Below are 22,311 nucleotides of genomic sequence, written 5' to 3'. Positions count from 1 at the left end.
ATAGACCGTTATACATCCACCGAAACAGAACAGGCCACCCCGCTGCGAGCGGAGTGGCCTGTTCCCTCGAAGGAGGCTCAGACGGTGAACCCGAGCGCGCGCAGCTGCTCGCGGCCGTCGTCGGTGATCTTTTCCGGGCCCCACGGCGGCATCCAGACCCAGTTGATCCGGAAGTCGCTGACGAGGCCGCCGGAGGTGAGGGCCGCGGAGGTCTGGTCTTCGATCACGTCGGTGAGCGGGCAGGCCGCCGACGTGAGGGTCATGTCCAGCGTGGCGGAGTTGTCCTTCTCCACGCGGATGTCGTACACCAGGCCGAGGTCGACGACGTTGATCCCGAGCTCGGGGTCCACGACGTCGCGCATCGCCTCTTCGATGTCCTCGATCTTGGCGACGTCGGCGGGCACCGACGACGCCGTCTGCTCCGGCAGGTCCGCGGCGGTGCGCCCCTCGCGGGGGTCGACGTCCGCCGACGGGGCCACGGTCTCTTCGCTCATGCCTTCTCAGCTCCTGTGGTGGTGCGGGCCACGGCGTCCTTGAACGCCATCCAACCGAGGAGGGCGCACTTCACGCGCGCCGGGTACTTGGCGACGCCGGCGAACGCGATGCCGTCCTCCAGCACGTCCTCATCGGGCTCGACCTTGCCCTTGCCCTGCATCAGTTCCACGAAGGCGTCCATGGTGGTGAACGCCTCCTCCACGGTGTGGCCGGTGACGAGGTCGGTCAGCACCGACGTGGAGGCCTGGCTGATCGAGCAGCCCTGCCCCTCGTACGACACCTGCTCGACCTTGCCGTCCGTGAGCTTCACGCGCAGCGTCACCTCGTCGCCGCAGGTCGGGTTGACCTGGAACGACTCGGCGTCGTACGGGTCGCTCAACCCACGCCCGTGCGGGTGCTTGTAGTGGTCCAGGATGATCTCCTGGTACATGCTCTCGAGGTTCATCAGGCAACCCCGAAGAACTTCTGCGCCTCGCGGATCCCGTCGACGAGGGCGTCCACTTCGGACAGTGTGTTGTAGAGGTAGAACGTGGCGCGCACGGTGGCCTGCGCCGAGCACGCCCGGTGCAGCGGCCACGCGCAGTGGTGCCCCACGCGCACGGCGATGCCCAGGCTGTCGAGCACCTGGCCGGCGTCGTGCGGGTGCACGCCGTCGATCACGAACGACACCGCGCCGCCGCGATCGGCCATGTCGGTCGGCCCGATGATGCGGACACCGTCGATGGCGCTGATCCCGGCGAGCGCGTGCTCGGTGAGCAGGTGCTCGTGGGCCGCGATGCGCTCCATGCCGATCGCCGAGAGGTAGTCGACGGCCGCGCCGAGACCGATGGCCTGCGACGTCATCGGCACGCCGGCCTCGAACCGCTGCGGCGGCGGCGCGAACGTGGAACCCTCCATGCGGACCAGCTCGATCATCGACCCGCCCGTGAGGAACGGCGGCATCGCTTCGAGCAGCTCGCTGCGCCCGTAGAGCACGCCGATGCCGGACGGCGCCAGCATCTTGTGCCCGGAGAACGCCGCGAAGTCCACACCCAGCGCGCCGAAGTCGACGTTGCCCTGGCCGTACACCCCGTGGGGCACCGACTGGCAGGCGTCGAGCACGGTCAGCGCGCCGACCGACTTCGCCTTGGCCACGAGCACGTCGACCGGGTTGATCGTGCCGAGCACGTTGGACTGGTGCGCGAAGGCGACCAGCTTGGTGCGCGGCGTGATCAGCTCGTCGATGTCCGACAGGTCGAGCCGGCCCTCGGGCGTCACCTTGAACCACTTCAGCGTGGCCCCGGTGCGCTGGCACAGCTGCTGCCAGGGCACGAGGTTCGCGTGGTGCTCCATCTCGGTGATCACGATCTCGTCGCCGGGCCCGACCTTGAAGCGCTCGGACTCCGGACCGGCCGTGCTCGCGTTGCTCATCGAGTACGCCACGAGGTTGATGCCCTCGGTGGCGTTCTTGGTGAACACGAGCTCCTCCGGGGAGGCACCCACGAACTCCGCGATCCGCGCGCGGGCGGACTCGTAGGCGTCGGTGGCCTCCTCGGCGAGCTGGTGCGCACCGCGGTGCACGGCTGCGTTGGAGGTCTCGAGGAACGCGCGTTCGGCGTCGAGGACCTGCGTCGGCCGCTGCGAGGTCGCGCCGGAGTCCAGGTACACCAAGGGTTTCCCGTCGCGCACGGTGCGGGACAGGATCGGGAAGTCGGCACGCAGTGCCGCCACGTCAAGGGGAACAGAGTTGGTCGGGCTGTTCGAAGCCGTGGTGGTCATCGAGCCAACTCCTCTCGGTGTAGTCGGGAACTTCTCGTGGTGCTGGCGAAACTCAGAGTGCGGCGGGCTCGGCCTTGCCCACGTACTTCACGTAGCCGTTCTCCTCGAGCTCGTCGGCGAGCTCCTTGCCACCGGACTCGACGATGCGCCCGTCGGCGAAGACGTGCACGAAGTCCGGGGTGATGTGCCGGAGGATGCGGGTGTAGTGCGTGATCAGCATGACGCCGACCTCGCTCGAAGCCTTGTACTGGTTGACGCCCTCGGAAACCACGCGCAGCGCGTCGACGTCGAGCCCGGAGTCGGTCTCGTCGAGGATGGCGATCTTCGGCTTGAGCAGCGCCAGCTGCAGGATCTCGTGGCGCTTCTTCTCGCCGCCGGAGAAGCCCTCGTTCACGGAACGCTCGGCGAACTCCTGCGAGATCTCGAGCTTGCCCATCTCCTCCTTGACCTCCTTGACCCAGTGGCGCAGCTTGGGAGCCTCGCCACGGACCGCGGTGGCCGCGGTGCGGAGGAAGTTGGACATCGAGACGCCGGGCACCTCGACCGGGTACTGCATGGCCAGGAACAGGCCGGCGCGGGCGCGCTCGTCCACGCTCATCTCGAGCACGTTCTCGCCGTCCAGCAGCACCTCGCCGGAGGTCACCTGGTACTTCGGGTGGCCGGCGATGGCGTAGGACAGGGTGGACTTGCCCGAGCCGTTGGGGCCCATGATCGCGTGGGTCTCGCCCGACCGGATGGTCAGGTTCACGCCCTTCAGGATCTCCTTCGCACCCTCCTCGGTGTTCACCGAGGCGTGCAGGTCCTTGATTTCCAGGGTAGCCATTCTCAGTTTCCTAAAAGTCTGGTGTGGACGGACGAGGGGGCTCAGGCGCCCACGGCTTCGAGCTCGGCCTCGATGGCGGCCTCGAGGCGCTCGCGCACCTCGGGAACGTCGATCTTGACCAGGATCTCGTGGAAGAACCCGCGCACGACCAACCGGCGCGCGGAGTCCTCCGGGATCCCGCGCGACAGGAGGTAGAACAACTGCTCGTCGTCGAACCTTCCCGTCGCGCTCGCGTGGCCGGCGCCTTCGATCTCGCCGGTCTCGATCTCCAGGTTCGGCACCGAGTCGGCCCGCGCACCCGGCGTGAGCACCAGGTTCCGGTTGAGCTCGTAGGTGTCGGTGGCCTCGGCGGCCGCCCGGATCAGCACGTCCCCGATCCACACGCTGTGGGCACCGTCACCCTGCAGCGCGCCCTTGTACATCACGCGCGACTTGCAGTTGGGCACCGCGTGGTCCACGAACAGCCGGTGCTCCTGGTGCTGGCCGGCGTCGGAGAAGTACACGCCCAGCATCTCCACGTCGCCGCCGCGCTCGGCGAAGGCCGCCGTCGGCGAGACGCGGACCAGGTCGCCGCCCAGGGTGATCACGATGTGCTTCAGCGCCGCGTCGCGGCCGAGCTTGAGGTGCTGCTCGGACACGTGCACCGCGTCGTCGGCCCAGTCCTGGACGCTGACCACGGTGAGCTTCGCGGAGTCGCCCACGACGAACTCGACGTTGTCGGCGTAGGTACCGGAGCCCACGTGGTCGAGCACGATCACGGCCTGCGCGAACGCCTCGACGCGGACCTGCAGGTGCCCGTAGGCGACCTTGCCCTCGCCGGGGCCGTGGATGCGCAGCGTCGAGGGCTTCGACGCGGCGGTCTCCTTCGGCACCGTCACGACTGTGGCCTGGGTGAAGGACGAGTAGGCCTGCGCCGCGATCCGGTCGCTCGGCACGCCGGCCTCGCCGAGGCGAGCGTCGTCGCGGCCGACGGTCTCGATCTTCAGCTCGGGCGCGGCGTCCGCGTCCAGCGTGATCTCGCCGGACGCGACGGCCGTGCCGTCGTGGAGGCCGCGCAGGCGCTTCATCGGGGTGAAGCGCCAGTTCTCCTCACGGCCGCCCGGGACCTCGAAGGCCTCGACGTCGTAGGAGGTGAACCGCTCGGCGCGGGAGGCCGCCGGAATGACGGCGCCCTCCCGCATCGACTCGGCAACGTTGTTCTCGGTAACCGACATGACTAGCCGACGGACCCTTCCATCTGGAGCTCGATCAGGCGGTTCAGCTCGAGCGCGTACTCCATCGGCAGCTCACGCGCGATGGGCTCCACGAACCCGCGCACGATCATCGCCATCGCCTCGGCCTCGTCGAGACCGCGCGACATCAGGTAGAACAGCTGCTCTTCGCTGACCTTGGACACCGTGGCCTCGTGGCCCATGGACACCTCGTCGTTGCGGATGTCCACGTACGGGTAGGTGTCCGAGCGCGAGATCGTGTCGACCAGCAGGGCGTCGCAGACCACGCTGGAGCGCGAGTGGTGCGCCCGCTTCGCGACGCGGACCAGGCCCCGGTAGGAGGTCCGGCCGCCGCCGCGCGCCACCGACTTCGACACGATGGTCGAGGAGGTGTGCGGCGCGAGGTGCTCCATCTTGGCGCCCGCGTCCTGGTGCTGGCCCTCGCCCGCGAACGCGACCGAGAGGACCTCGCCCTTGGCGTGCTCGCCCATGAGGAACACCGACGGGTACTTCATGGTGACCTTGGAACCGATGTTGCCGTCGATCCACTCCATGGTCGCGCCCTCTTCGCACTTGGCGCGCTTGGTGACCAGGTTGTAGACGTTGTTCGACCAGTTCTGGATCGTCGTGTAGCGGCAGCGGCCGCCCTTCTTCACGATGATCTCCACGACCGCCGAGTGCAGCGAGTCGGACTGGTAGATCGGCGCGGTGCAGCCTTCGACGTAGTGCACGTAGGCGTCTTCGTCGACGATGATGAGCGTGCGCTCGAACTGGCCCATGTTCTCGGTGTTGATCCGGAAGTAGGCCTGCAGCGGGATGTCCACCTTCACGCCCTTGGGCACGTAGATGAACGAGCCGCCGGACCACACCGCCGTGTTCAGCGCGGAGAACTTGTTGTCACCGGCCGGGATCACGGAGCCGAAGTGCTCCTGGAAGATCTCCGGGTGCTCCTTGAGCGCGGTGTCGGTGTCCAGGAACAGCACGCCCTGCGCCTCCAGGTCCTCGCGGATCTGGTGGTAGACGACCTCGGACTCGTACTGCGCGGCGACACCGGCGACGAGACGCTGCTTCTCCGCCTCGGGGATGCCCAGCTTGTCGTAGGTGTTCTTGATGTCCTCGGGAAGTTCTTCCCAGCTGGCCGCCTGCTTCTCCGTGGAGCGCACGAAGTACTTGATGTTGTCGAAATCGATCCCGGAGAGGTCGGCCCCCCAGTTCGGCATCGGCTTCAGCTCGAAGAGCTTGAGCGCCTTCAAGCGGGCTTCGCGCATCCACTCCGGCTCGGACTTCTTCGAGGAGATGTCGGTGACGACGTCCTCGTTGAGTCCGCGGCGGGCGGTCGAGCCCGCCTCGTCGGAGTCGGCCCAGCCGAACGCGTACTTGCCAAGGGACTCGATGGTCTCTTCCTGGCTCAGTGGCGCGGTGGTGGGAGTGCGCTGCTCGGCAGCGGCAGTCATGCGGGTTTCCCTCCATTCGGGATCCGTGCTGTACGCCCCCGGTCCGCCCGCGCCGGCTGCGTCGCCGCAACCGCCTCGGTCGTCCCGGAGGGCCTGGTGCTGTCCGGCTCGGGAAGGGCCGGGATACCCGACGTGCCGACGGGTACGTGTGTGGTGCACGCGTTGTCGCCGCGTGCGATCGTCGCCAGCCGCTGCACGTGGGTGCCGAGCAGCCGGGCGAACGCCTCGGTCTCGGCCTCGCACAGCTGCGGGAACTCCGCGGCGACGTGCGCGACCGGGCAGTGGTGCTGGCAAAGCTGTTCGCCAACCCCGACCTGGCGGGTCGACGCAGCGTAGCCCTCCCTGGTCAGGGCCGTGGCCAGGGCCTCGGCGCGCTCCGCGGGATCACTCGAACCGGTGATGGCGGAGCGGTGCGGGCCCACCAGCGCGTCGACGCGGCTCTCGGCGAAGGCGCGCACGGCGTCGGGGCCGGCGTGCTCGGCGAGGAACCGGATGGCCGACACGGCGAGGTCGTCGTAGGCGTGCCCGAACCGGGCGCGGCCCGGCTCGGTGAGCAGGAAGAACTTGGCCGGGCGCCCGCGCCCGCGCGGACCGCGCCGGGGCGCGTCGCGCGTCTCGGCCTCGCCGTCGGCCACCAGCGCGTCCAGGTGCCGGCGGACGGCCGCGGGGCTGATGCCGAGCTGTTCCGCGACCACTACAGCGGTCATCGGACCCTGCTCGAGAAGCAGGCGTGCCACCTCGTGACGGGTGCGTCCTTCGGCCACATTGGCCGGGCTGACCTGCACGGGAACGCCGACGTCCGCGGTGCGCGGCTGATCGCCGAACTCCTCGCAGACCTCGTCCTCGGGCGTCCCGTTCTTTTTCACAACACAAGTGTGTCTTATTTCCGGCGCAGGAGCAAAGGCGGGGTGTCCGGCAGTGACCCGAGTCACCACGGAAGGGACTCGATACCCTTCCTGACGTGGCAGTCGGCGAGCAACCCGTGCAACGGGACCCGGAAGTGGGCACACCCGGCGACACGGCGACGGCCGTGGCGCCACCTTCGCCCGTCCGCCCGCACGAGCCGCAGCCGCTCGACCAGGCCGAACGCCGCGGCCTCGACGTCGTCCGCCGCTTCGGCACGGTCGGCTCGCTGTTCCTCGCGCTTGGCTCGCTCGGCGCCGGCGCGGCGCCGGTGATCAACCCGGTGCAGGACCTGCCGGTCCTGCGCCTGTTCACCCGCATCCCGACGGTCTCGCTCGCCACCGCGTTCTCGGGCATGGGCATCCTCGTGCTGAGCTGGCTCATGCTCGGCCGCTTCGCCCGGCCCGCGAGCGCCCGTCTGGCCGGCCAGGGCCAGATGGCCCGCACGATCGCGATGTGGGTGGCGCCGCTGCTGCTCATCCCGCCCCTGTTCTCCCGGGACGTCTACAGCTACCTCGCGCAGAGCGAGATCGTGCACCGCGGGATGGACCCGTACACCCTCGGCCCGGCCCAGGCGCTCGGCGTGGCCGACCCGCTCACCGCGGGCGTGGCCAACATGTGGCGCGAGACGCCGGCGCCGTACGGGCCGCTGCTGCTGCGCCTGGGCGGCTGGCTCGCGCCGATCGGCGGCAACAACATCGTGACGGGTGTACTGCTGCAGCGCGGCCTGGCGCTCGTCGGCGTGGTCCTCATCGTGTGGGCCGTGCCGCGGCTGGCGCGCCGCTTCGGCGTGCAACCGGTCACGGCGCTGTGGCTGGGCGCGGCCAACCCGTTGCTGATCTTCCACTTCATCGCCGGCGCCCACAACGACGCGCTGGCCATCGGGCTGATGGTCGCCGGGCTCGAGGTCGGCATCCGGCGGCTGCCGGTGCGCATCAAGGGCGACACGCCGCCACCGCTGGCCCGGGGCGAACTGCTGTGCATCGGGCTCGGTGTCGCGATCATCACGCTCGGGGCCGCGGTCAAGGTGCCGGCGCTGCTCGCGTTGCCGTTCTTCGCCGTGATGGTGGCGCGGCGCTGGCACGGGCGGATCAAGGACCTCGTGTGGGCGGGCGTGCCGATGGCGGCGCTGTTCGGCGTGGTGCTCGTGGCCGTCTGCTACGGCACCGGCCTGGGCTTCGGCTGGATCGGCGCGCTCGGCACCCCCGGCCTCGTGCGCTCGTGGATCTCCCCCACCGCCGAGCTCGCGAACCTCACCGGGGTGCTCGGCATCGCGCTGGGCCTGGGCAACCACACCGACGCGCTGGTGCCCATCGTCGGCGCGCTCGGCTACCTGGTGACGGCGTTCGTCACCGTGAAATTCCTGTGGGCCAGCTTCAAGTGGCGCTACCGGCCCATCATCGGGCTCGGGGTGGCGCTCGGCGCCGCGATGATCCTGCAGATCAACCTGCAGCCCTGGTACGTGCTGTGGGCCGTGATCCCCCTGGCCGCGGCGGCGGGCACGTCGCGGTTCCGCGTGGCCGCGACCGTGATCAGCGCCGGGCTGCCGTTCCTGCTGCCGCCCACCGGGAGCACGTTCGACGGCCACGCCTACATCCTGCCGTGGGCCTACGGCGCCGCCGTGCTCGTGACGCTCGGCGGGCTCGCGTGGGTGTACCGGCTTTCGCCGCTCCTGCTCTCCAGGACGTCCCCGGAACGGCCCGCCGTGGTGGACGTCGTATCGTGATTCGTTGTGGACAACCCCGCGGTCGAGATCACCGGCCTGGTGAAAAGCTACGGCTCCACCACTGCGGTCGACGGGCTCGACCTGCGGATGGAGCGTGGCTGCCTGCTGGCCTTGCTCGGCCCCAACGGCGCGGGCAAGACGACCACGGTGGAGATCTGCGAAGGGTTTCGCAAGCCTGACGCCGGAAACGTCCGGGTCCTCGGCCTCGATCCCGTGAAGAACAGCGCCCGGCTGCGCCCGCGCGTCGGCATCATGCCGCAGGGCGGCGGCGCCTACCCGGGTGTGCACGCGGCGGAGATGCTCGGCCTGGTGGCCTCGTGCGCGGCGAACCCGCTCGACCCCGCGTGGCTGCTCGACGTGCTCGGGCTGGCCGGCGCGAAGCGCACCCCGTTCAAACGCCTCTCGGGCGGGCAGCAGCAACGGCTTTCGCTCGCGTGCGCGCTCGTCGGGCGGCCCGAGCTGGTGTTCCTCGACGAGCCGACCGCGGGCATGGACCCACAGGCGCGGCGCCTGGTGTGGGAGCTGCTGGCCGCGCTGCGCAGCGACGGCGTGAGCGTGCTGCTCACCACGCACCTCATGGAAGAGGCCGAAGCGCTCGCCGACCAGGTCGTGATCGTGGACCACGGCAAGGTCGTCGTCCAGGGCTCGCCCCACGCGCTGACGCTGGAAGAAGGAGACGCGGCGCAGCTGCGGTTCCGCGCGCGCACGCGGCTGGACCTGTCGCTGCTCACGGCGGCATTGCCGGAGGGGTATCGCGTGACCGAGTCCTCGCCGGGTTCGTACCTCGTGGAAGGCGCGGTGGATCCGCAGGTGGTGTCTACCGTCACGTCGTGGTGTGCGCAACAGGGCGTGCTGCCCGAACAGCTGCAGGTGGGGCGGCGCACGCTGGAAGAGGTTTTCCTCGAGCTGACCGGACGGGAGCTGCGAGCGTGAGCACGACGTTCCCCGAAGGCACCTTCACCCCCGCGCCGGGCCGCGGGCCGCTGGGCCGGATGCTGCGCACGCACGCGCGCGTCGAGGCCGCGTTGACGCTGCGCCACGGCGAACAGCTGCTGCTCACGCTGATCATCCCGCTCGCGCTGCTCATCGGCCTGAGCCTGCTCGACATCCTGCCCGCGAGCCAGCTCGGCTCGACGTCCAAAGTGGACTGGATCACGCCGCGGATCCTCGCGCTGGCCGTGATGTCGTCGGCGTTCACGGGACAGGCCATCGCGCTCGGCTTCGACCGGCGCTACGGCGTGCTCAAGCGGCTTTCGGCCACCGCGCTGCCGCGCTGGCTCCTCGTGGCCGGGCGCGTGGTCGCGGCGCTCGTGGTGGTCGTGCTGCAGTCGATCGTGATCGGCGTGGTGGCGGCGTTCCTGGGCTGGTCGCCTTCGGGCGCCGGGATCGCGGCGGCGATCGTGCTGCTGGTGCTGGGCACGGCCGCGTTCGGTGCCCTGGGCGTGCTGCTGGGTGGCGCGCTGCGCGCCGAAGCGGTGCTGGCGCTGGCCAACATCGTGTGGTTCGTGCTGCTGCTCGCCGGCGGAATCCTGCTGGCGCCTTCGGCTTTGCCGACGGGCCTCGGCGTGGTCGTCTCACTGCTGCCCTCGGGCGCGCTCGCGGAAGGCATGCGTGCGGCACTGGTCGACGGCCACTTCGCCTTCGGGCCGATGGCCGCGCTGGCGGTGTGGGCGATCGTGGCCGGACTTATCGCGACACGGACCACAAAACTTACCTGAGTGCCCGTGAAACGGGTGTGAGAAAAGCGTCTCCACGCACACAGCGGGAAAGCGCGGAATTGTGCGCGAGTACGATTCCCCCGTGTCTCTTCGCAGTTTGATCGCCCGCCTGCCCTATCCGTCCGTCGCGGTCCAGGGGGCCGTCGGGATCGCCTCCGTGGTGGCGATGGGCGGCATCGGCGTCACGGGGTCCGTGGTGCGGGTGACGGGTTCGGGCCTCGGCTGCCCGACGTGGCCGCAGTGCGTGCCCGGCAGTCTCGTGCCGGTGCAGCACCCCGGGATCCACGCGGTCAACCAGTGGATCGAGTTCTCGAACCGCATGCTGACGGGCGCGGTCATCGTCGTGGCCGCCCTGGCGGTACTGACGGCGTGGCGCATCCTCATCGACCACCCGAGCCGCAAGCGCCTGCTCGTGCTGGCGTGGACGATGCCGGGCGGTGTCGTGCTGCAGGCCGTGCTCGGCGGCATCACCGTGCTGGCGAAGCTGGAATGGTGGACGGTCGCGATCCACTTCCTCGCGTCCACGCCGTTGATCTGGCTCGCCGTGCTGCTGCTGCGCGCGTTCCGCGAAGGCGACGAACCCGCGCGCCCGCTCGTGCCGCCATTGGGCCGCAAGGTGCTGGTGCTGCTGACGGTGCTGATGTGGGCCGTCCTCATCGCCGGCACGACCGTCACCGGCGCCGGCCCCCACGGCGGCGACATCCACACCCACCGCCTCGACGTTCCCATCGAGAAGCTCGCCCAGGTCCACAGCGGACTCCTGATCGTCTACCTCGTGGTGCTCGCGGTCTTCGGCCTGCAGCTGCTGCGCGTGGGCGCGCCGAAGAGCGTGTGGCAGCGCTACGCGTGGGTCTGGGCGGTGGCGCTCGCGCAGGGCGTGCTGGGAACGGTGCAGTACGCGCTCGGCGTGCCCGAGGCGATGGTGTCGTTCCACGTGCTCGGCTCGGCCCTGGTCATCGTCGTCACCGCGACGCTGTGGACCGGCACCCGCGACCGCGGCCCGGCGGTCTCGCTGGAGCCGGCACCCCCGGCCGACCTCGAACTCACCCCGGCCGGCTGACGCCCCGGACGGCCACGCCTTCGTAACTCTCCGTCGGCTCGCCGTCGGCGCAGCGGACAGAACGGGCACCTACCCTTCGGCTCGGAACCGCCATCCGAAGCGCCGCGAGGTGACGCTCATGACGTCCGTCCCGTCCAGCACCGTGAAGCCGTTGATCTCCGGACGCCGGGGTCCGGCGGAGATGGTCGTGCTCAAGACGTTTCTGCTGGTGCCGTTCGTGGCGCTGGTGGCCGCCGTCCCGCTGCTGTGGGGCTGGGGGCTCAGCTGGGTCGACGCGGCGTTGTTCGCGGTCTTCTACACGTTCGGCACGCTCGGTGTGACCGTCGGGTATCACCGTTACTTCACGCACGGTGCGTTCAAGGCGCCGCGCGCGCTGCGGATCGCGCTGGCGGTGTCGGGGAGCATGGCGGTGCAGGGCTCGGTGATCTTCTGGGTCGCGAGCCACCGCCGTCACCACGCGTTCGCCGACCGCGAGGGTGATCCGCACTCGCCGTGGCTGTTCGGGACGTCGCCGGCGGCGTTGCTGCGCGGGTTCTGGCACGCGCACATGGGCTGGATGTTCAAGCGCGAGGTGACCAACGCCGACCGCTTCGCCCCGGACCTCGTCGGCGACCGCGACCTGCGGCTGGTGAACCGGTTCTTCGCGCTGTGGATCGCGCTGAGCGTCGCCCTGCCGGCCGCGCTCGGCGGGCTGATCACGTGGTCGTGGTGGGGCGCGGTCACGGCGTTCTTCTGGGCGGGCCTGGTGCGCATCGCGTTGCTGCACCACGTGACCTGGTCGGTCAACTCCGTGTGCCACCTGATCGGCGAGCGCCCGTTCGCCAGCCGTGACAAGGCCGCCAACTTCTGGCCGCTCGCGATCCTGTCCATGGGCGAGTCGTGGCACAACTCCCACCACGCCGACCCGACCTGCGCCCGCCACGGCGTGCTGCGCGGCCAGGTCGACGTGTCGGCGCGCGTGATCTGGCTGTTCGAGCGCTTCGGCTGGGCCACCGACGTGCGGTGGCCCCGGGCCGATCGCCTGGCCGCCAAGCGGAAGCAGCCGGCCTAAGCCGCGAGCAGGCGCAGCAGGCGCGCGGTCTCCTCCTCGACGGCCGCGCGCCCGAGCCGCACGTACTTGCGCGGGTCGACGACGTCCGGCCGCTCGTCGAGGAACTGCTTGAGCGAGCGGGTGAACAGGCCGTTCAGGTGCGTCGAGATGTTGATCTTCGTCATCCCGCTCTCGACGGCGCCGCGCAGCTCCTCGTCGGACAGGCCGGACGAGCCGTGCAGCACCAGCGGCACCGCCACCGCGTCGCGCAGCCGCGAGACGAGCGCGCGGTCGACGCTGGCCGTGCGCGACACCATGGCGTGCGACGTGCCGACGGCGACCGCCAGCGCGTCGACGCCCGTGGCCTTCACGAACGCGGCGGCCTCGGCCGGGTCGGTGCGGGCGCCGGGAGCGTGGACGCCGTCCTTGCCGCCGACCTCACCCAGCTCCGCCTCCACGGCGATGCCCGCCGCGTGGCACAGGTCGGCGATCTCGCGGGTGGTGCGCACGTTCTCGTCGTAGGGCAGGCGGGACCCGTCGTACATGACGCTGTCCACGCCGAGCTCGACGCCCTCGCGCACCAGGTCCTGGTCCTCGATGTGGTCCAGGTGCACGAGCACCTCGACCTTCGCCCGCCTGGCGATCTCCAGCGACGCGAGCGCGATCGGCGCCAGCCCGCCGTGGTAGCGCACGCAGTTCTCGCTGATCTGCAGCACCACGGGCACACCGGCCTGTTCGGCACCGCTCGCGATGGCCTCGGCGTGTTCGAGCAGGATCACGTTGAACGCGCCGACCCCGGCGTTGCGCTCACGCGCCGACGCGAGGATCCGGGCGAGAGCCGGGCGGGTGATCATGCGGGTTCTCCGTTCGATTCGAGAAAACGTCGGTAGGCCTCGAGGTCGACCTCGCCCGCCACCGGCCGCAGCACGGCCGCCGCCCCGAGCGCGGCCGCGCGGCGAAGGGCTCGATCGAGCGGGACGCCGTCGACGAGCGCCTGTGCCAGGCCTGCGGTCGCAGCGTCGCCGGCTCCGGTCGGGTTTCCGGTGACGCCACGGATGGCGGGGATTTCAAGGAGTTGTTCGGCGGTGTGCGCGGCAATCCCTTCGGCGCCACGCGAAACGACCACCAGCCCGGCGCCTCGCCGCGCCAGTTCGGCGGCGCCGGCGGTTTCGTCCACAGTGGACGTCGCTTCGAGCAGCTCCGCGAGGTTCGGCTTCACCACGTCCGCCCCGGCGTTCGCCGCTTCCAGCAACGCGGGCCCGGAAACGTCGGCGAGCACCCGGACACCGGCTTCGTGCGCCGCCCGCACCCAGTCGCCGAGCAATCCCGCCCGCGCCCCTCGCGGCAACGACCCCGAGACCACCAGCAGGTCCGCGCCCGCCAGCCGCCGCCCGAGCAACTCCGCGAACGCCGCCCACTCGGCTTCGCTCGTCTCCGGCCCGGGCTCGGTGTAGACGGTCGGATGCCGCTGCCCCACGACCGTCACCGTCGTCCGCGTCTCCCCGGCCAGCGGCGAGACCTCATGCGGCACCGTCAGCTCCCCCGCGACCCACCGCCCGGCCGCACCGCCGAGCGGCAGCAGGGCCAGCACCTCGGCCCCCAGCCCCGCCAGCACCCGCGCAACGTTCAGCCCCTTACCGCCGGGCCTGCGCTGGACCTCGAGAACGCGATTCGTCTCCCCGGGCTCGTGCCGCGCCACGCGGTAGGTGACGTCCACCGCCGGGTTCGGCGTGACGACGAGGATCATCGAGCCACTCCCGCGGCGAGCATGTCCTGCGCCAGCAGCGTCGCGCCGATGACCGCCGCCGCGTCGCCGTGGTGGGCACGGACGAGGGCGGGGGCGCGGAGGATGCCGAGGCGCGCGGCGACCTCCTGGGTGAGGGGGTCGAGCAGGAGGGCGCCCGCCTCGGCCAGGCCGCCGCCGACCACGACGGTGGCGCAGCCCACGGCGGCGGTGGTCCAGGCGATGGACTCGGCGAGCACGCGGACGCACTCGCGCCAGGCGGCCAGCGCGGCGCCGTCGCCGCCGCGGACGCGTTCGGCGACGGTGAAGGCGTCGGGGGCGCCGGCGTGGCGGGCGAGGGCCGAGGCGGAAGCGACCTCCTCTACTCGGCCGCCGCCGGCCAGGAGCACCTGGCCGATTTCGCCGGCCCACGGGCTGTCGAGCACCCGGCCGTCGACCACCAGGGCGCCGGCCAGGCCCGTGCCGACGGCGGCGAACAGCACCGGTTCCGAAGACCCGGCCGCAGCACCCGTGCGGACCTCGGCGAGCGCGCCGGCGCGGACGTCCTGCCCGAACGCCACCGGCACGGCCACCGCAGCGGACACGAGCTCCCGCACCGGAACGTCGCGCCAGCCGAGGTTCACGGCCTGCAGGCACAAGCCGGCGCGTTCGTCGACGATGCCGGGCACGACGAGGCCCACCGCGTCGACCGGGTACCACTCGGTGGCGCGGCGCACGAGCCCCGCCAGCGCCTGCGGGTCGCCCGTCGGCGTGGGTTCGCGCCACTGCGCGAGCACCGCGCCGTCGTCGCCGGTGACGCGCGCCTTGACCGTGGTGCCGCCGACGTCGACACCCAGCACGGCCATCAGGTGAGGATGACCGAGCGCGTGAGCGAACGCGGGTGGTCGGGGTCGAGCCCGCGGCGCACGGCCAGCGCGACCGCGAACCGTTGCACCACAACCAAAGCCGCCATCGGGTCGAAGTCGTGGTGGACGAACGTCGCGCCGGTGCGGGCGATGTCGTCGGCCAGGCCCTCGGGCGTCGCGCCGAGCGACCACACGAGCCGGCCGGGCTGCGCGATCGCGATCGGGCCGTGGCGGTAGTCCATGGCCGGGTACGACTCCGCCCAGAACTGCGCGGCCTCGCGCGTCTTCAGCGCGGCTTCGAACGTGAGGCCCACGGCGGCGTCGCGGCCGATGAAGCTCACCTGCTCGGCGTCGAGCAGGTCGGTGATCGGCACCTGCAGCGCCTGCTCGGCCTGCGCGGCCAGTGCGTCGACGTCGTCGCCGAGCCCCGCGCGCAGCAGCGCGAGCGTGGTCGTCGCGAACCGCGTCTGCACCACGGATTCCTCGTCGGCGAAGGGAAGTTCGACGACCTCGCCGGCCACCGCAGCGGCCGGCGCGTCGCCGACGGCCGTGATCAGCACCGTGCGCTGCGAACCGAGCGCGCCGAGCAGGTCGACGATCTCGGTCGTGGTGCCGGAGCGCGAGATCGCGACCACTCGGTCGTACTGGCGCTCACGCGGGTACTCGGACCCGGCGAACGCGTCGGTCAGGCCGTGCCCGCGCTGCTCGCGCGCGACGGCGTAGCTCATGGCGATGAACCAGCTGGTGCCGCACCCGACGACGGCGACGCGTTCCCCCGGCTGCGGCAGCGCGCTCGCGACGGAGGGGAACAGCTCGGCCGCCGTACGCCACATCTGCGGTTGGGACGCGAGCTCACGGGACACGAAGGAGTCGGACATGGAGACCTTTCGAGCCAAGGGCGATCGACGTGATCGCAGACGTGAGCATAGACGATCATTCTTGATTGGAGTGAGCGATATACGTCATCTTCAATCATCCGGCTCAGTGGAGATGACCTCTAGGATGAGTCGGTCCTGCCCCTCGACCTCGAACGCGAGCCGCCCGATGACACCCCAGCAACGCCTCAACGCCCTGCTCGAGCTGGTGAGCGAACGAGGGAACGTGACGATCACGGAGATCGGCGAAACGCTCGGCATCTCCCCCGCCACCGCGCGCCGCGACCTCTCGATCCTCGCCGATCAGCGCCTGATCACCCGCACGCACGGCGGCGCGGCGGCCCTCGGCGCCGGCTACGAGCTGCCGCTCCAGTACAAGATCGCGCGCCAGGCCGAGGCCAAGACCGCGATCGCCCGTACCGCCGCCGAGCTGGTCCGGCCCGGCGAAACGGTGGGGATCAACGGCGGCACCACGACCACCGAGGTCGCCCGCGCGCTCGGCAAGAGCGAGCGGTTCATCCGCGCCGACGGCGAGACCGGCCTGACCATCGTCACCAACGCCCTGAACATCGGTTACGAGCTGTCGGTGCGCGCACACGTGAAGATCGTGGTCACCGGCGGCGTGGCCCGCCGCCAGTCCTACGAACTGGTCGGCTCACTCGTGTCCAACGCGCTCGCCGCGTTCGCCCTCGACACCGTGATCCTCGGCGTCGACGGGCTGAGCGCGCAGTACGGCGCCACCACGCTGCACGAGGGAGAAGCCGAGGTCAGCCGGCACTTCAGCCAGGTCGCGAGGCGCGTGATCGTGGTCGCCGACGCCACGAAGCTGATGAAGTCCACCTTCGCGCGCATCTGCCGCCTCGCGGAGATCGACGTGCTGGTCACGGACGCCGAAGTGCCCGCTTCGTTCGCCGCCGAGCTGGCCGCCGCGTCGGTCGAGCTCGTGGTCGCGAGCTGACCACGAGCCGGCCCCGAGCCGATCGAGGACCGGTCACGGCCCGAATAACGGTTCGCGCACGCGTCTGAGCAGACTTGTCATCGCGTGTTGTGCATTAGTGATTGGTTTGCCATCATGCAGATCAATATCACGCAGAGGTGAGGTGACCAGGTGGGAAACGGCGAAGCTGTCCGCGTGGGTGTGGTGGGAGTCGGCCAGCGGGCCGTCATCGCCCGGCACATCGCGGAGTCCGGGCTGGCCGCGACCGTGGTGGCCGCGGCGGACCCGACCGAGGCCGGCCGCGCCCGGGCCCGTGAGCTGTTCGGCGAAATCGACGTCGTCGACCAACACACGGACCTGATCGAGCGCAAACTCGTCGACGCCGCGATCGTGACCGCGCCGGACTGGACCCACGCCGAGATCGCGGTCGACCTGCTGCGCGCGGGCATCGCCGTCTACCTCGAGAAGCCGCTCGCGATCACGCTCGAAGACGCCGACGCCGTGCTGGCCGCCGCGCAGGAGTCGAACACACCGCTCTACATCGGACACAACTTCCGGCACTCGGGCGTGGCCCGGGCGCTGCGCGAAGTCGTGGCCCGCGGCGAGATCGGCGAGGTCAAAACCGTGTGGTGCCGCCACTTCGTCGGCAACGGCGGCGACTACTACTTCAAGGACTGGCACGCCGACCGCAGCAAGGTCAACTCCCTGCTGCTGCAGAAGGCCAGCCACGACCTCGACGTGATCCACATGCTCGCCGGCGGCTACACCCGCCGCGTGGTCGGCATGGGCCGGCTCGCGGTCTACGGCGACATCACCGACCGCGGCGGCCACGAGAACGAGCTGATGCAGGACTGGTTCTCCTTCGACAACTGGCCCCCCGCCACGCAGACCGGCCTCAACGAGGTGGTCGACGTCGAGGACGTCTCGATGGTGCTGATGACCCTCGACAACGGCGTGCTCGCCAGCTACGAGCAGTGCCACTTCACCCCGGACTACTGGCGCAACTACACCGTGATCGGCACCGAGGGCCGCGCCGAGAACTTCGGCGACACCGGTGGCGGCGTGGTGAAGGTCTGGAACCACCGCCGCGGCTGGTCGACCGAAGGCGACCGCGAGTACCCGATCTCGGGCGTCGAGGAAGGCCACGCCGACGCCGACCTGCTCACGATGACCGAGTTCCTGCGTTACGTGATCGACGGCGAGACCCCGACGCTCTCCCCGGTCGCCGCCCGCGAGGCCGTGGCCGCAGGCGCGCTCGCCACCCGGTCGCTGCGTACCGGCTCGGTCCCCCTCGACGTGCCCGAGCTGCCCGCCGCCGTGCGCGCGCACTTCCCCACCGGCACCCGCTGACCTCCCGATCCTCCCCCGCCCGCTGAAAGGAATCCCGATGGCCTCATTCCCCCGCCGAGCCCTGGCCGCCGTGGCCGGCACGGTGGCCGCCGCCGCCACACTCGCCGCGTGCTCGTCCACGGGTGCGTCCACAGCGTCCGATTCGGACACCCCGTACAGCCCGCCCGACGCGAACATCTCGGCGAACCTGACCTACGCGGTCTGGGACCAGACCCAGGTCAAGGCGATCAACGCCAACCTCGCCGAGTTCACCAAGAAGTACCCGAACGTCAAGGTGAACGTGGACGTCACGCCGTTCGCCAACTACTTCACCAAGCTGCAGACCGAGGCCTCCAGCGACAGCCTGCCCGACCTGTTCTGGATGAACGGCCCCAACTTCCAGCTCTACGCGAGCAACGGCAAGATCGAGCCCATCACCGGCGAGGTCAAGGCCGGCGCGATCGACCCGAAGAACTACCCGCAGTCGCTGGACCAGCTGTACACATTGGACGGTGTGCAGTACGGCGTGCCGAAGGACTTCGACACCATCGGCGTCTGGATCAACAAGGCGCTGTTCGCCGAGGCCGGCGTGCCGATCCCGAGCAAGGACTGGACGTGGGCCGACTTCCAGTCCACCGCCGCGCAGATCTCCCAGAAGCTCGCGAGCAAGGGCGTCTACGGCATCTCCGCCGGCATGGACGGCCAGACCACCTACTACAACACCATCTTCCAGTCCGGCGGCTCCGTGATCTCGCCCGACGGCAAGACCTCGACCTACGACGACCCGAAGACGCAAAAGGGCATCCAGTTCTGGACCGACCTCGTGAAGTCCAAGGCGATGCCGACCATCAAGCAGCTCACCGACACCACCGGTGACCAGTGGTTCGTCTCCGGCAAGTCGGCGATGTACCAGGGCGGCAGCTGGGCCCGTAGCGAGGTCGCGGCCGCGCCGATCGCCAAGGACGTCGCGGTGCTGCCCGTGCCGAAGGGCGACCAGCAGGCGACCGTGATCCACGGTCTGTCCAACGTGGTCGCCGCGAACAGCCCGAACAAGCAGGCCGCGCAGGCGTTGCAGGTGTTCCTGGCGAGCAAGGAAGCCCAGCAGCAGCAGGGTGACCTCGGCGCCGTGATCCCGGCCTACACCGGCACGCAGGACGCGTTCGCGAAGTCCATGCCGGGCGTGGACCTGCAGCTGTTCCTCGACGAGGTCTCCTACGCCAAGCCGCTGCCGGTGTCGAAGAACACCGCCGCGTGGAACACGCTGGAGACCAACCTGCTGCCCGACGCCTTCGACGGCACCAAGCCCGTCGACGCCGTGCTGAAAGACCTGACCTCGCAGATGAACGCGGACCTGGCCAAGGAATGAGTGCCGTGTCCGCCGACGTCTCCGAGTCCGCTCCGGCGCCCGCCGCTCCCGCCACCCGGCGGGCGCGGCGCGGCGTCCGGCGCGGGGACGGCCTGTGGCCCTGGGCGTTCGTGCTGCCGCTGCTGGCCGGGGTGCTCGTCTTCTACATCTGGCCGATCCTGCAGACGGCGTTCTACTCGTTCACCACCTGGGGCGTGTTCGGCGGCTTCAAGTGGTCCGGGCTGGACAACTACAGCCGGCTGTTCACCGACCCGCAGCTGTACCGGTCGCTGCTGAACACCCTGATCTACACGGCGGTGGTGCTGCTCGGCGTGCCGATCGCGGCCTGGCTCGCGAGCCTGCTCAACACCCCGGGCCTGCGGTTCGCGCAGTTCTACCGCGTGCTGTTCTTCCTGCCCTACGTGGCGATGCCCGCCGCCGTGGCGCTGGTGTGGCGGATCATCTTCAACGGCGACTACGGCATCCTCAACTGGGCGCTGTCGCTGATCGGGATCCCCGGCCCGTCGTGGGTCAACACGCCGGGCTTCGCGCTGGCCGCGGTGGCCGTGGTCGGCCTGTGGTCGTCGCTGGGCTTCTCGATGATCGTGCTCGGCGCGGGCCTGAAGAACATCCCGCCGGAGCTGTACGAAGCCGCCGAGCTCGACGGTGCGAGCCGCTTCCGCCAGTTCCGCTCGATCACGCTGCCGCTGCTGGCGCCCAGCGTGTTCTTCGTGGTCGTGGTGACCACCATCGCGAGCTTCCAGCTCTTCGACCTGCTGTACGCGTTGCTGGGCAACCACAACGCGGTGCTGCCGAAGACGATGTCGCTCGTCTACTACTTCTACAACGCGGGTTTCGTCGAGAACGACAAGGGTTTCGCCGCGGCGATCGCGATGGTCATCTTCGTGCTGATCGGTCTCGTCACGCTCCTGCAGTTCCGCTTGCAACGGAGGTGGGCCGGAAATGCCTAGAGCCCGACGCCGGCAGTCCCACGCCCTGATCCACCTCGTGCTCGCGGTGGGCGGCCTCATCATGGCCTTCCCGTTCCTGTGGCAGATCGTGATGTCGTTGTCCACCAACGCCGAGGTGCAGAGCGTCACCCCCACGTTCTGGCCCGCGCACCTGCAGTGGTCCAACTACGCGGTGGTGTTCCAGCGGCTGCCGTTCCTGTCGCAGCTGTGGACGTCGGTGCTCATCACGGTGATCCGCACCCTCGCCCAGATCGTGCTGTGCACCCTGGCCGGCTACGCGTTCGCCCGCATGCGCTTCCGCGGCCGCGCGGTGCTGCTGGGGCTCGTGCTGTCGATCCTGCTGGTGCCCTCGCAGGCCTACCTGATCTCGCAGTACCAGATCGTGCAGAACCTCGGCTGGCTCAACACCCTGGCCGGCATCGTCGCGCCCGGGCTGTTCAGCGCGTACGGCACCTTCCTCATGCGCACGGCCTTCCTCAACCTCCCGGCGGAGCTGGAGGAGGCGGCGCGCATCGACGGCAGCGGGCCGTTGCGGACGTTCTGGAGCGTGCTGCTGCCCGTGGTGCGCCCGAGCATCAGCGTGCTCGCCATCTCGGCCGTGCTGTGGTCGTGGAACGAGCTGCTGTGGCCGCTCGTGGTGTCCACGCGCGCCACGCAGATGCCGCTGTCGGCCGCGCTGGCCACCCTGGCCGGCGACGTGACGGTGAACTACCCCGTGCTGATGGCCGCGAGCCTGCTGGCGATGGCGCCGATCCTGATCCTGTTCATCCTGCTGCAACGCCGGGTGATCGACGGGCTGGCGTCCTCGGGCCTGAAGTAACCGGTGAACTGAACTAGGCCAGCTGCTGCCGCACCGCCGACGCGAACCTCAACGGGGCCCCCGCGTCGGCGTTGCGGAAGCCGAGTGACGGTTCGGCCAGCTCGAGCTCCAGCACGAGCGGGTGCCCGTCCTCGCCGCGCACGATGTCCGCGCGGGCGTAGAGCAGTTCGGCCCGCAGGATGCCCATGAGCGAGCACGCCGCGTCCAGGGCGTCCTCCGCGACGGCGCGCACACCGGACGCCGGGACGGCCGGCGCGAGCTTCTCCGTGAGGAACAGGCCCGACGGGTCGGTGCCGGCCCCGAGCATCGCGCCCTTCGTGAAGGCGTGCGAATAAACGCCGCCGAAGTACACGAGCGCGATCTCGCCCTGGCTGTCCACACTGGACTGGTACGGCTGGACGACGGCGGTGCGGCCGTCGGCGTGCAGCTCGCGCAGGTGCTCGGCCGCGCCCGCGGCGTCGGCGCCGAAACGGGCGGCGCCGCGCGAACCCGCGCCGACCGACGGCTTCACCACGAACGGCACCTTCGGCCACTTCGCCTGCTCACCCGGCTCGACCAGCGTGGTCGGCACCGTGGGCACGCCCGCGTCGAGCAGCTCGACGAGGTAGGCCTTGTCGGTGTTCCAGCGCACGACCGCGGCGGGATTGGCCAGCGTCGGCACGGTCTCGCACCAGTCGAGGAACTCGGCGCGGCGCTCGGGGTAGTCCCAGGTCGCGCGCAGCACCACGAGGTCGGCGGTGGAGAAGTCGGCGCCCGGGTCGTCCCAGACGGCCCAGCGGACGCCGAAGCCGAGGTCGTCGAGGGCGGCCGCGGCGGCGGTGTCGTCGCCGTCGCCCTCCGGCATCTGCGCGCAGGCGACGAAGATCGCTTCGCGGTTCACCGGCCGGCTCGCGGACCGGCCATCTTGCGGCGGTGGGCCGCGCCGATCTTGGTCGCCTTCACGGTCTCGCTGTCCCATTCGGCCGGTTCGAGGTCCTCGACCGCCTCGACGAGCGCCGTGCCCGTCTCCGGGGCCGGCACGATCACGTCGCCGAGGGCGCCGTCGGCTCCGACGAGCACCACGCGGGCGCCGATCCGGCCGATGTTCTCGACCACCGCGCGCGACGGTTTCCCGTGCCGCGCCACGAAGTCACGGGCGGCGGCCAGCTGCCGGCCGGTCGGTGCGGGGGGCGTCTGCTCGGTCTCCTCAGCCACGTCGGCGAGCTTAACCGGTCTCACCCGGTGACGCGGAACAAGCGTGGTGTCGGCCATAGTTGGCACCGGTGAG

23 protein-coding genes are annotated in these 22,311 nt (G+C 70.5%); 10 read left to right on the top strand and 13 right to left on the bottom strand.

Annotated elements, in window-relative coordinates:
• Positions 1-77: 77 nt before the first annotated feature.
• The 7 genes from ACQPXB_RS15065 to ACQPXB_RS15035 are packed head-to-tail and all read right to left on the bottom strand — an operon-like array spanning position 78 to position 6,607.
• Complete coding sequence (locus tag ACQPXB_RS15065; protein ID WP_366583309.1) at positions 78-494, bottom strand: metal-sulfur cluster assembly factor; 417 nt, start codon at positions 492-494, stop codon at positions 78-80.
• The gene (sufU, locus tag ACQPXB_RS15060; protein WP_366583308.1) at positions 491-940 is read right to left on the bottom strand and encodes a Fe-S cluster assembly sulfur transfer protein SufU; all 450 of its coding nucleotides are present in this window, start codon (positions 938-940) and stop codon (positions 491-493) included. Before sufU ends, ACQPXB_RS15065 begins: the two co-directional genes overlap by 4 nt.
• On the bottom strand, positions 940-2,253 hold the full coding sequence (locus tag ACQPXB_RS15055; protein ID WP_366583307.1) for a cysteine desulfurase: 1,314 nt from the start codon (positions 2,251-2,253) through the stop codon (positions 940-942). Before ACQPXB_RS15055 ends, sufU begins: the two co-directional genes overlap by 1 nt.
• A 52-nt stretch (positions 2,254-2,305) precedes the next feature.
• A complete protein-coding gene (sufC, locus tag ACQPXB_RS15050; RefSeq protein ID WP_354882361.1) occupies positions 2,306-3,076 on the bottom strand; it encodes a Fe-S cluster assembly ATPase SufC in 771 nt (256 codons plus the stop codon).
• Positions 3,077-3,117: 41 nt separating this feature from the next.
• Positions 3,118-4,290 (bottom strand): Fe-S cluster assembly protein SufD, encoded by a 1,173-nt coding sequence (gene sufD / locus ACQPXB_RS15045; protein WP_366583306.1) that lies wholly within the window; start codon positions 4,288-4,290, stop codon positions 3,118-3,120.
• A 2-nt stretch (positions 4,291-4,292) separates the two neighbouring features.
• On the bottom strand, positions 4,293-5,741 hold the full coding sequence (gene sufB / locus ACQPXB_RS15040) for a Fe-S cluster assembly protein SufB (protein ID WP_364047737.1): 1,449 nt from the start codon (positions 5,739-5,741) through the stop codon (positions 4,293-4,295).
• Complete coding sequence (locus ACQPXB_RS15035) at positions 5,738-6,607, bottom strand: helix-turn-helix transcriptional regulator (protein WP_386951501.1); 870 nt, start codon at positions 6,605-6,607, stop codon at positions 5,738-5,740. Before ACQPXB_RS15035 ends, sufB begins: the two co-directional genes overlap by 4 nt.
• Before the next feature lie 134 nt (positions 6,608-6,741).
• Between ACQPXB_RS15035 and mptB the strand changes: the two genes are divergently transcribed.
• From mptB to ACQPXB_RS15010, 5 genes are all read left to right on the top strand, one after another.
• Positions 6,742-8,370: a polyprenol phosphomannose-dependent alpha 1,6 mannosyltransferase MptB gene (gene mptB, locus ACQPXB_RS15030; protein WP_432856641.1), complete on the top strand. Its 1,629-nt coding sequence runs from the start codon at positions 6,742-6,744 to the stop codon at positions 8,368-8,370.
• A 6-nt stretch (positions 8,371-8,376) separates the two neighbouring features.
• A complete protein-coding gene (locus ACQPXB_RS15025; protein WP_366583305.1) occupies positions 8,377-9,303 on the top strand; it encodes an ABC transporter ATP-binding protein in 927 nt (308 codons plus the stop codon).
• 59 nt (positions 9,304-9,362) lie between these two features.
• Complete coding sequence (locus ACQPXB_RS15020; RefSeq protein ID WP_432856638.1) at positions 9,363-10,088, top strand: ABC transporter permease; 726 nt, start codon at positions 9,363-9,365, stop codon at positions 10,086-10,088.
• Between the two features lie 82 nt (positions 10,089-10,170).
• On the top strand, positions 10,171-11,148 hold the full coding sequence (locus ACQPXB_RS15015; RefSeq protein ID WP_386951497.1) for a COX15/CtaA family protein: 978 nt from the start codon (positions 10,171-10,173) through the stop codon (positions 11,146-11,148).
• Positions 11,149-11,266: 118 nt separating this feature from the next.
• Positions 11,267-12,199, top strand: a complete 933-nt coding sequence (locus ACQPXB_RS15010) for an acyl-CoA desaturase (RefSeq protein ID WP_366583303.1) — start codon at positions 11,267-11,269, stop codon at positions 12,197-12,199.
• Here the strand turns inward: ACQPXB_RS15010 and ACQPXB_RS15005 are convergent.
• Genes ACQPXB_RS15005 through ACQPXB_RS14990 form a run of 4 tightly spaced genes read right to left on the bottom strand, consistent with a single transcriptional unit; the run spans position 12,196 to position 15,645 of the window.
• Complete coding sequence (locus tag ACQPXB_RS15005) at positions 12,196-13,032, bottom strand: class II fructose-bisphosphate aldolase (RefSeq protein WP_366583302.1); 837 nt, start codon at positions 13,030-13,032, stop codon at positions 12,196-12,198. The two genes, ACQPXB_RS15010 and ACQPXB_RS15005, sit on opposite strands and share 4 nt — an antisense overlap.
• A complete protein-coding gene (locus tag ACQPXB_RS15000; protein ID WP_432852344.1) occupies positions 13,029-13,925 on the bottom strand; it encodes a 1-phosphofructokinase family hexose kinase in 897 nt (298 codons plus the stop codon). Before ACQPXB_RS15000 ends, ACQPXB_RS15005 begins: the two co-directional genes overlap by 4 nt.
• A complete protein-coding gene (locus ACQPXB_RS14995) occupies positions 13,922-14,767 on the bottom strand; it encodes an ROK family protein (protein ID WP_432852341.1) in 846 nt (281 codons plus the stop codon). Before ACQPXB_RS14995 ends, ACQPXB_RS15000 begins: the two co-directional genes overlap by 4 nt.
• Complete coding sequence (locus ACQPXB_RS14990) at positions 14,767-15,645, bottom strand: SIS domain-containing protein (RefSeq protein ID WP_366583299.1); 879 nt, start codon at positions 15,643-15,645, stop codon at positions 14,767-14,769. Before ACQPXB_RS14990 ends, ACQPXB_RS14995 begins: the two co-directional genes overlap by 1 nt.
• A gap of 166 nt (positions 15,646-15,811) precedes the next feature.
• Here ACQPXB_RS14990 and ACQPXB_RS14985 point away from each other — a divergent pair, with 166 nt between their 5' ends.
• The 5 genes from ACQPXB_RS14985 to ACQPXB_RS14965 all read left to right on the top strand — a co-directional run bounded on the left by ACQPXB_RS14985 (position 15,812) and on the right by ACQPXB_RS14965 (position 21,044).
• A complete protein-coding gene (locus ACQPXB_RS14985; RefSeq protein ID WP_220238717.1) occupies positions 15,812-16,600 on the top strand; it encodes a DeoR/GlpR family DNA-binding transcription regulator in 789 nt (262 codons plus the stop codon).
• A 174-nt stretch (positions 16,601-16,774) separates the two neighbouring features.
• Entirely contained in the window at positions 16,775-17,929 is a 1,155-nt protein-coding gene (locus ACQPXB_RS14980; protein WP_432852337.1) for a Gfo/Idh/MocA family protein, read from the top strand.
• Positions 17,930-17,966: 37 nt separating this feature from the next.
• The gene (locus ACQPXB_RS14975) at positions 17,967-19,274 is read left to right on the top strand and encodes an ABC transporter substrate-binding protein (RefSeq protein WP_386951486.1); all 1,308 of its coding nucleotides are present in this window, start codon (positions 17,967-17,969) and stop codon (positions 19,272-19,274) included.
• 5 nt (positions 19,275-19,279) lie between these two features.
• Positions 19,280-20,224 carry a carbohydrate ABC transporter permease gene (locus tag ACQPXB_RS14970; RefSeq protein WP_366583295.1) on the top strand — a complete coding sequence of 315 codons (945 nt, stop codon included), beginning with the start codon at positions 19,280-19,282 and terminating at the stop codon, positions 20,222-20,224.
• Positions 20,217-21,044 (top strand): carbohydrate ABC transporter permease, encoded by an 828-nt coding sequence (locus ACQPXB_RS14965; RefSeq protein WP_432852333.1) that lies wholly within the window; start codon positions 20,217-20,219, stop codon positions 21,042-21,044. The genes ACQPXB_RS14970 and ACQPXB_RS14965 overlap by 8 nt, the downstream gene beginning before the upstream one ends.
• A gap of 13 nt (positions 21,045-21,057) precedes the next feature.
• Here the strand turns inward: ACQPXB_RS14965 and ACQPXB_RS14960 are convergent, their stop codons facing one another.
• Positions 21,058-21,924: an ATP-grasp domain-containing protein gene (locus ACQPXB_RS14960; protein ID WP_366583293.1), complete on the bottom strand. Its 867-nt coding sequence runs from the start codon at positions 21,922-21,924 to the stop codon at positions 21,058-21,060.
• Entirely contained in the window at positions 21,921-22,238 is a 318-nt protein-coding gene (locus ACQPXB_RS14955; RefSeq protein ID WP_285968808.1) for a hypothetical protein, read from the bottom strand. The genes ACQPXB_RS14960 and ACQPXB_RS14955 overlap by 4 nt, the downstream gene beginning before the upstream one ends.
• Positions 22,239-22,311 lie beyond the last annotated feature (73 nt).

Origin of the sequence: Amycolatopsis sp. CA-161197 (genome assembly GCF_050942255.1) — a bacterium.
Classification (GTDB): Bacteria; Actinomycetota; Actinomycetes; order Mycobacteriales; family Pseudonocardiaceae; genus Amycolatopsis.
Note: the sequence above shows the minus strand (reverse complement) of the source record. Positions and strands in the feature narration are given on the sequence as shown.

Coding starts and splice junctions, on each gene's coding strand:
- ACQPXB_RS15065 (WP_366583309.1), bottom strand. CDS start 494: ATGAGCGAAGAGACCGTGGCCCCGTCGGCGGACGTCGACCCCCGCGAG.
- sufU (WP_366583308.1), bottom strand. CDS start 940: ATGAACCTCGAGAGCATGTACCAGGAGATCATCCTGGACCACTACAAG.
- ACQPXB_RS15055 (WP_366583307.1), bottom strand. CDS start 2,253: ATGACCACCACGGCTTCGAACAGCCCGACCAACTCTGTTCCCCTTGAC.
- sufC (WP_354882361.1), bottom strand. CDS start 3,076: ATGGCTACCCTGGAAATCAAGGACCTGCACGCCTCGGTGAACACCGAG.
- sufD (WP_366583306.1), bottom strand. CDS start 4,290: ATGTCGGTTACCGAGAACAACGTTGCCGAGTCGATGCGGGAGGGCGCC.
- sufB (WP_364047737.1), bottom strand. CDS start 5,741: ATGACTGCCGCTGCCGAGCAGCGCACTCCCACCACCGCGCCACTGAGC.
- ACQPXB_RS15020 (WP_432856638.1), top strand. CDS start 9,363: ATGCTGCGCACGCACGCGCGCGTCGAGGCCGCGTTGACGCTGCGCCAC.
- ACQPXB_RS15010 (WP_366583303.1), top strand. CDS start 11,267: ATGACGTCCGTCCCGTCCAGCACCGTGAAGCCGTTGATCTCCGGACGC.
- ACQPXB_RS15005 (WP_366583302.1), bottom strand. CDS start 13,032: ATGATCACCCGCCCGGCTCTCGCCCGGATCCTCGCGTCGGCGCGTGAG.
- ACQPXB_RS15000 (WP_432852344.1), bottom strand. CDS start 13,925: ATGATCCTCGTCGTCACGCCGAACCCGGCGGTGGACGTCACCTACCGC.
- ACQPXB_RS14995 (WP_432852341.1), bottom strand. CDS start 14,767: ATGGCCGTGCTGGGTGTCGACGTCGGCGGCACCACGGTCAAGGCGCGC.
- ACQPXB_RS14990 (WP_366583299.1), bottom strand. CDS start 15,645: ATGTCCGACTCCTTCGTGTCCCGTGAGCTCGCGTCCCAACCGCAGATG.
- ACQPXB_RS14985 (WP_220238717.1), top strand. CDS start 15,812: ATGACACCCCAGCAACGCCTCAACGCCCTGCTCGAGCTGGTGAGCGAA.
- ACQPXB_RS14975 (WP_386951486.1), top strand. CDS start 17,967: ATGGCCTCATTCCCCCGCCGAGCCCTGGCCGCCGTGGCCGGCACGGTG.
- ACQPXB_RS14965 (WP_432852333.1), top strand. CDS start 20,217: ATGCCTAGAGCCCGACGCCGGCAGTCCCACGCCCTGATCCACCTCGTG.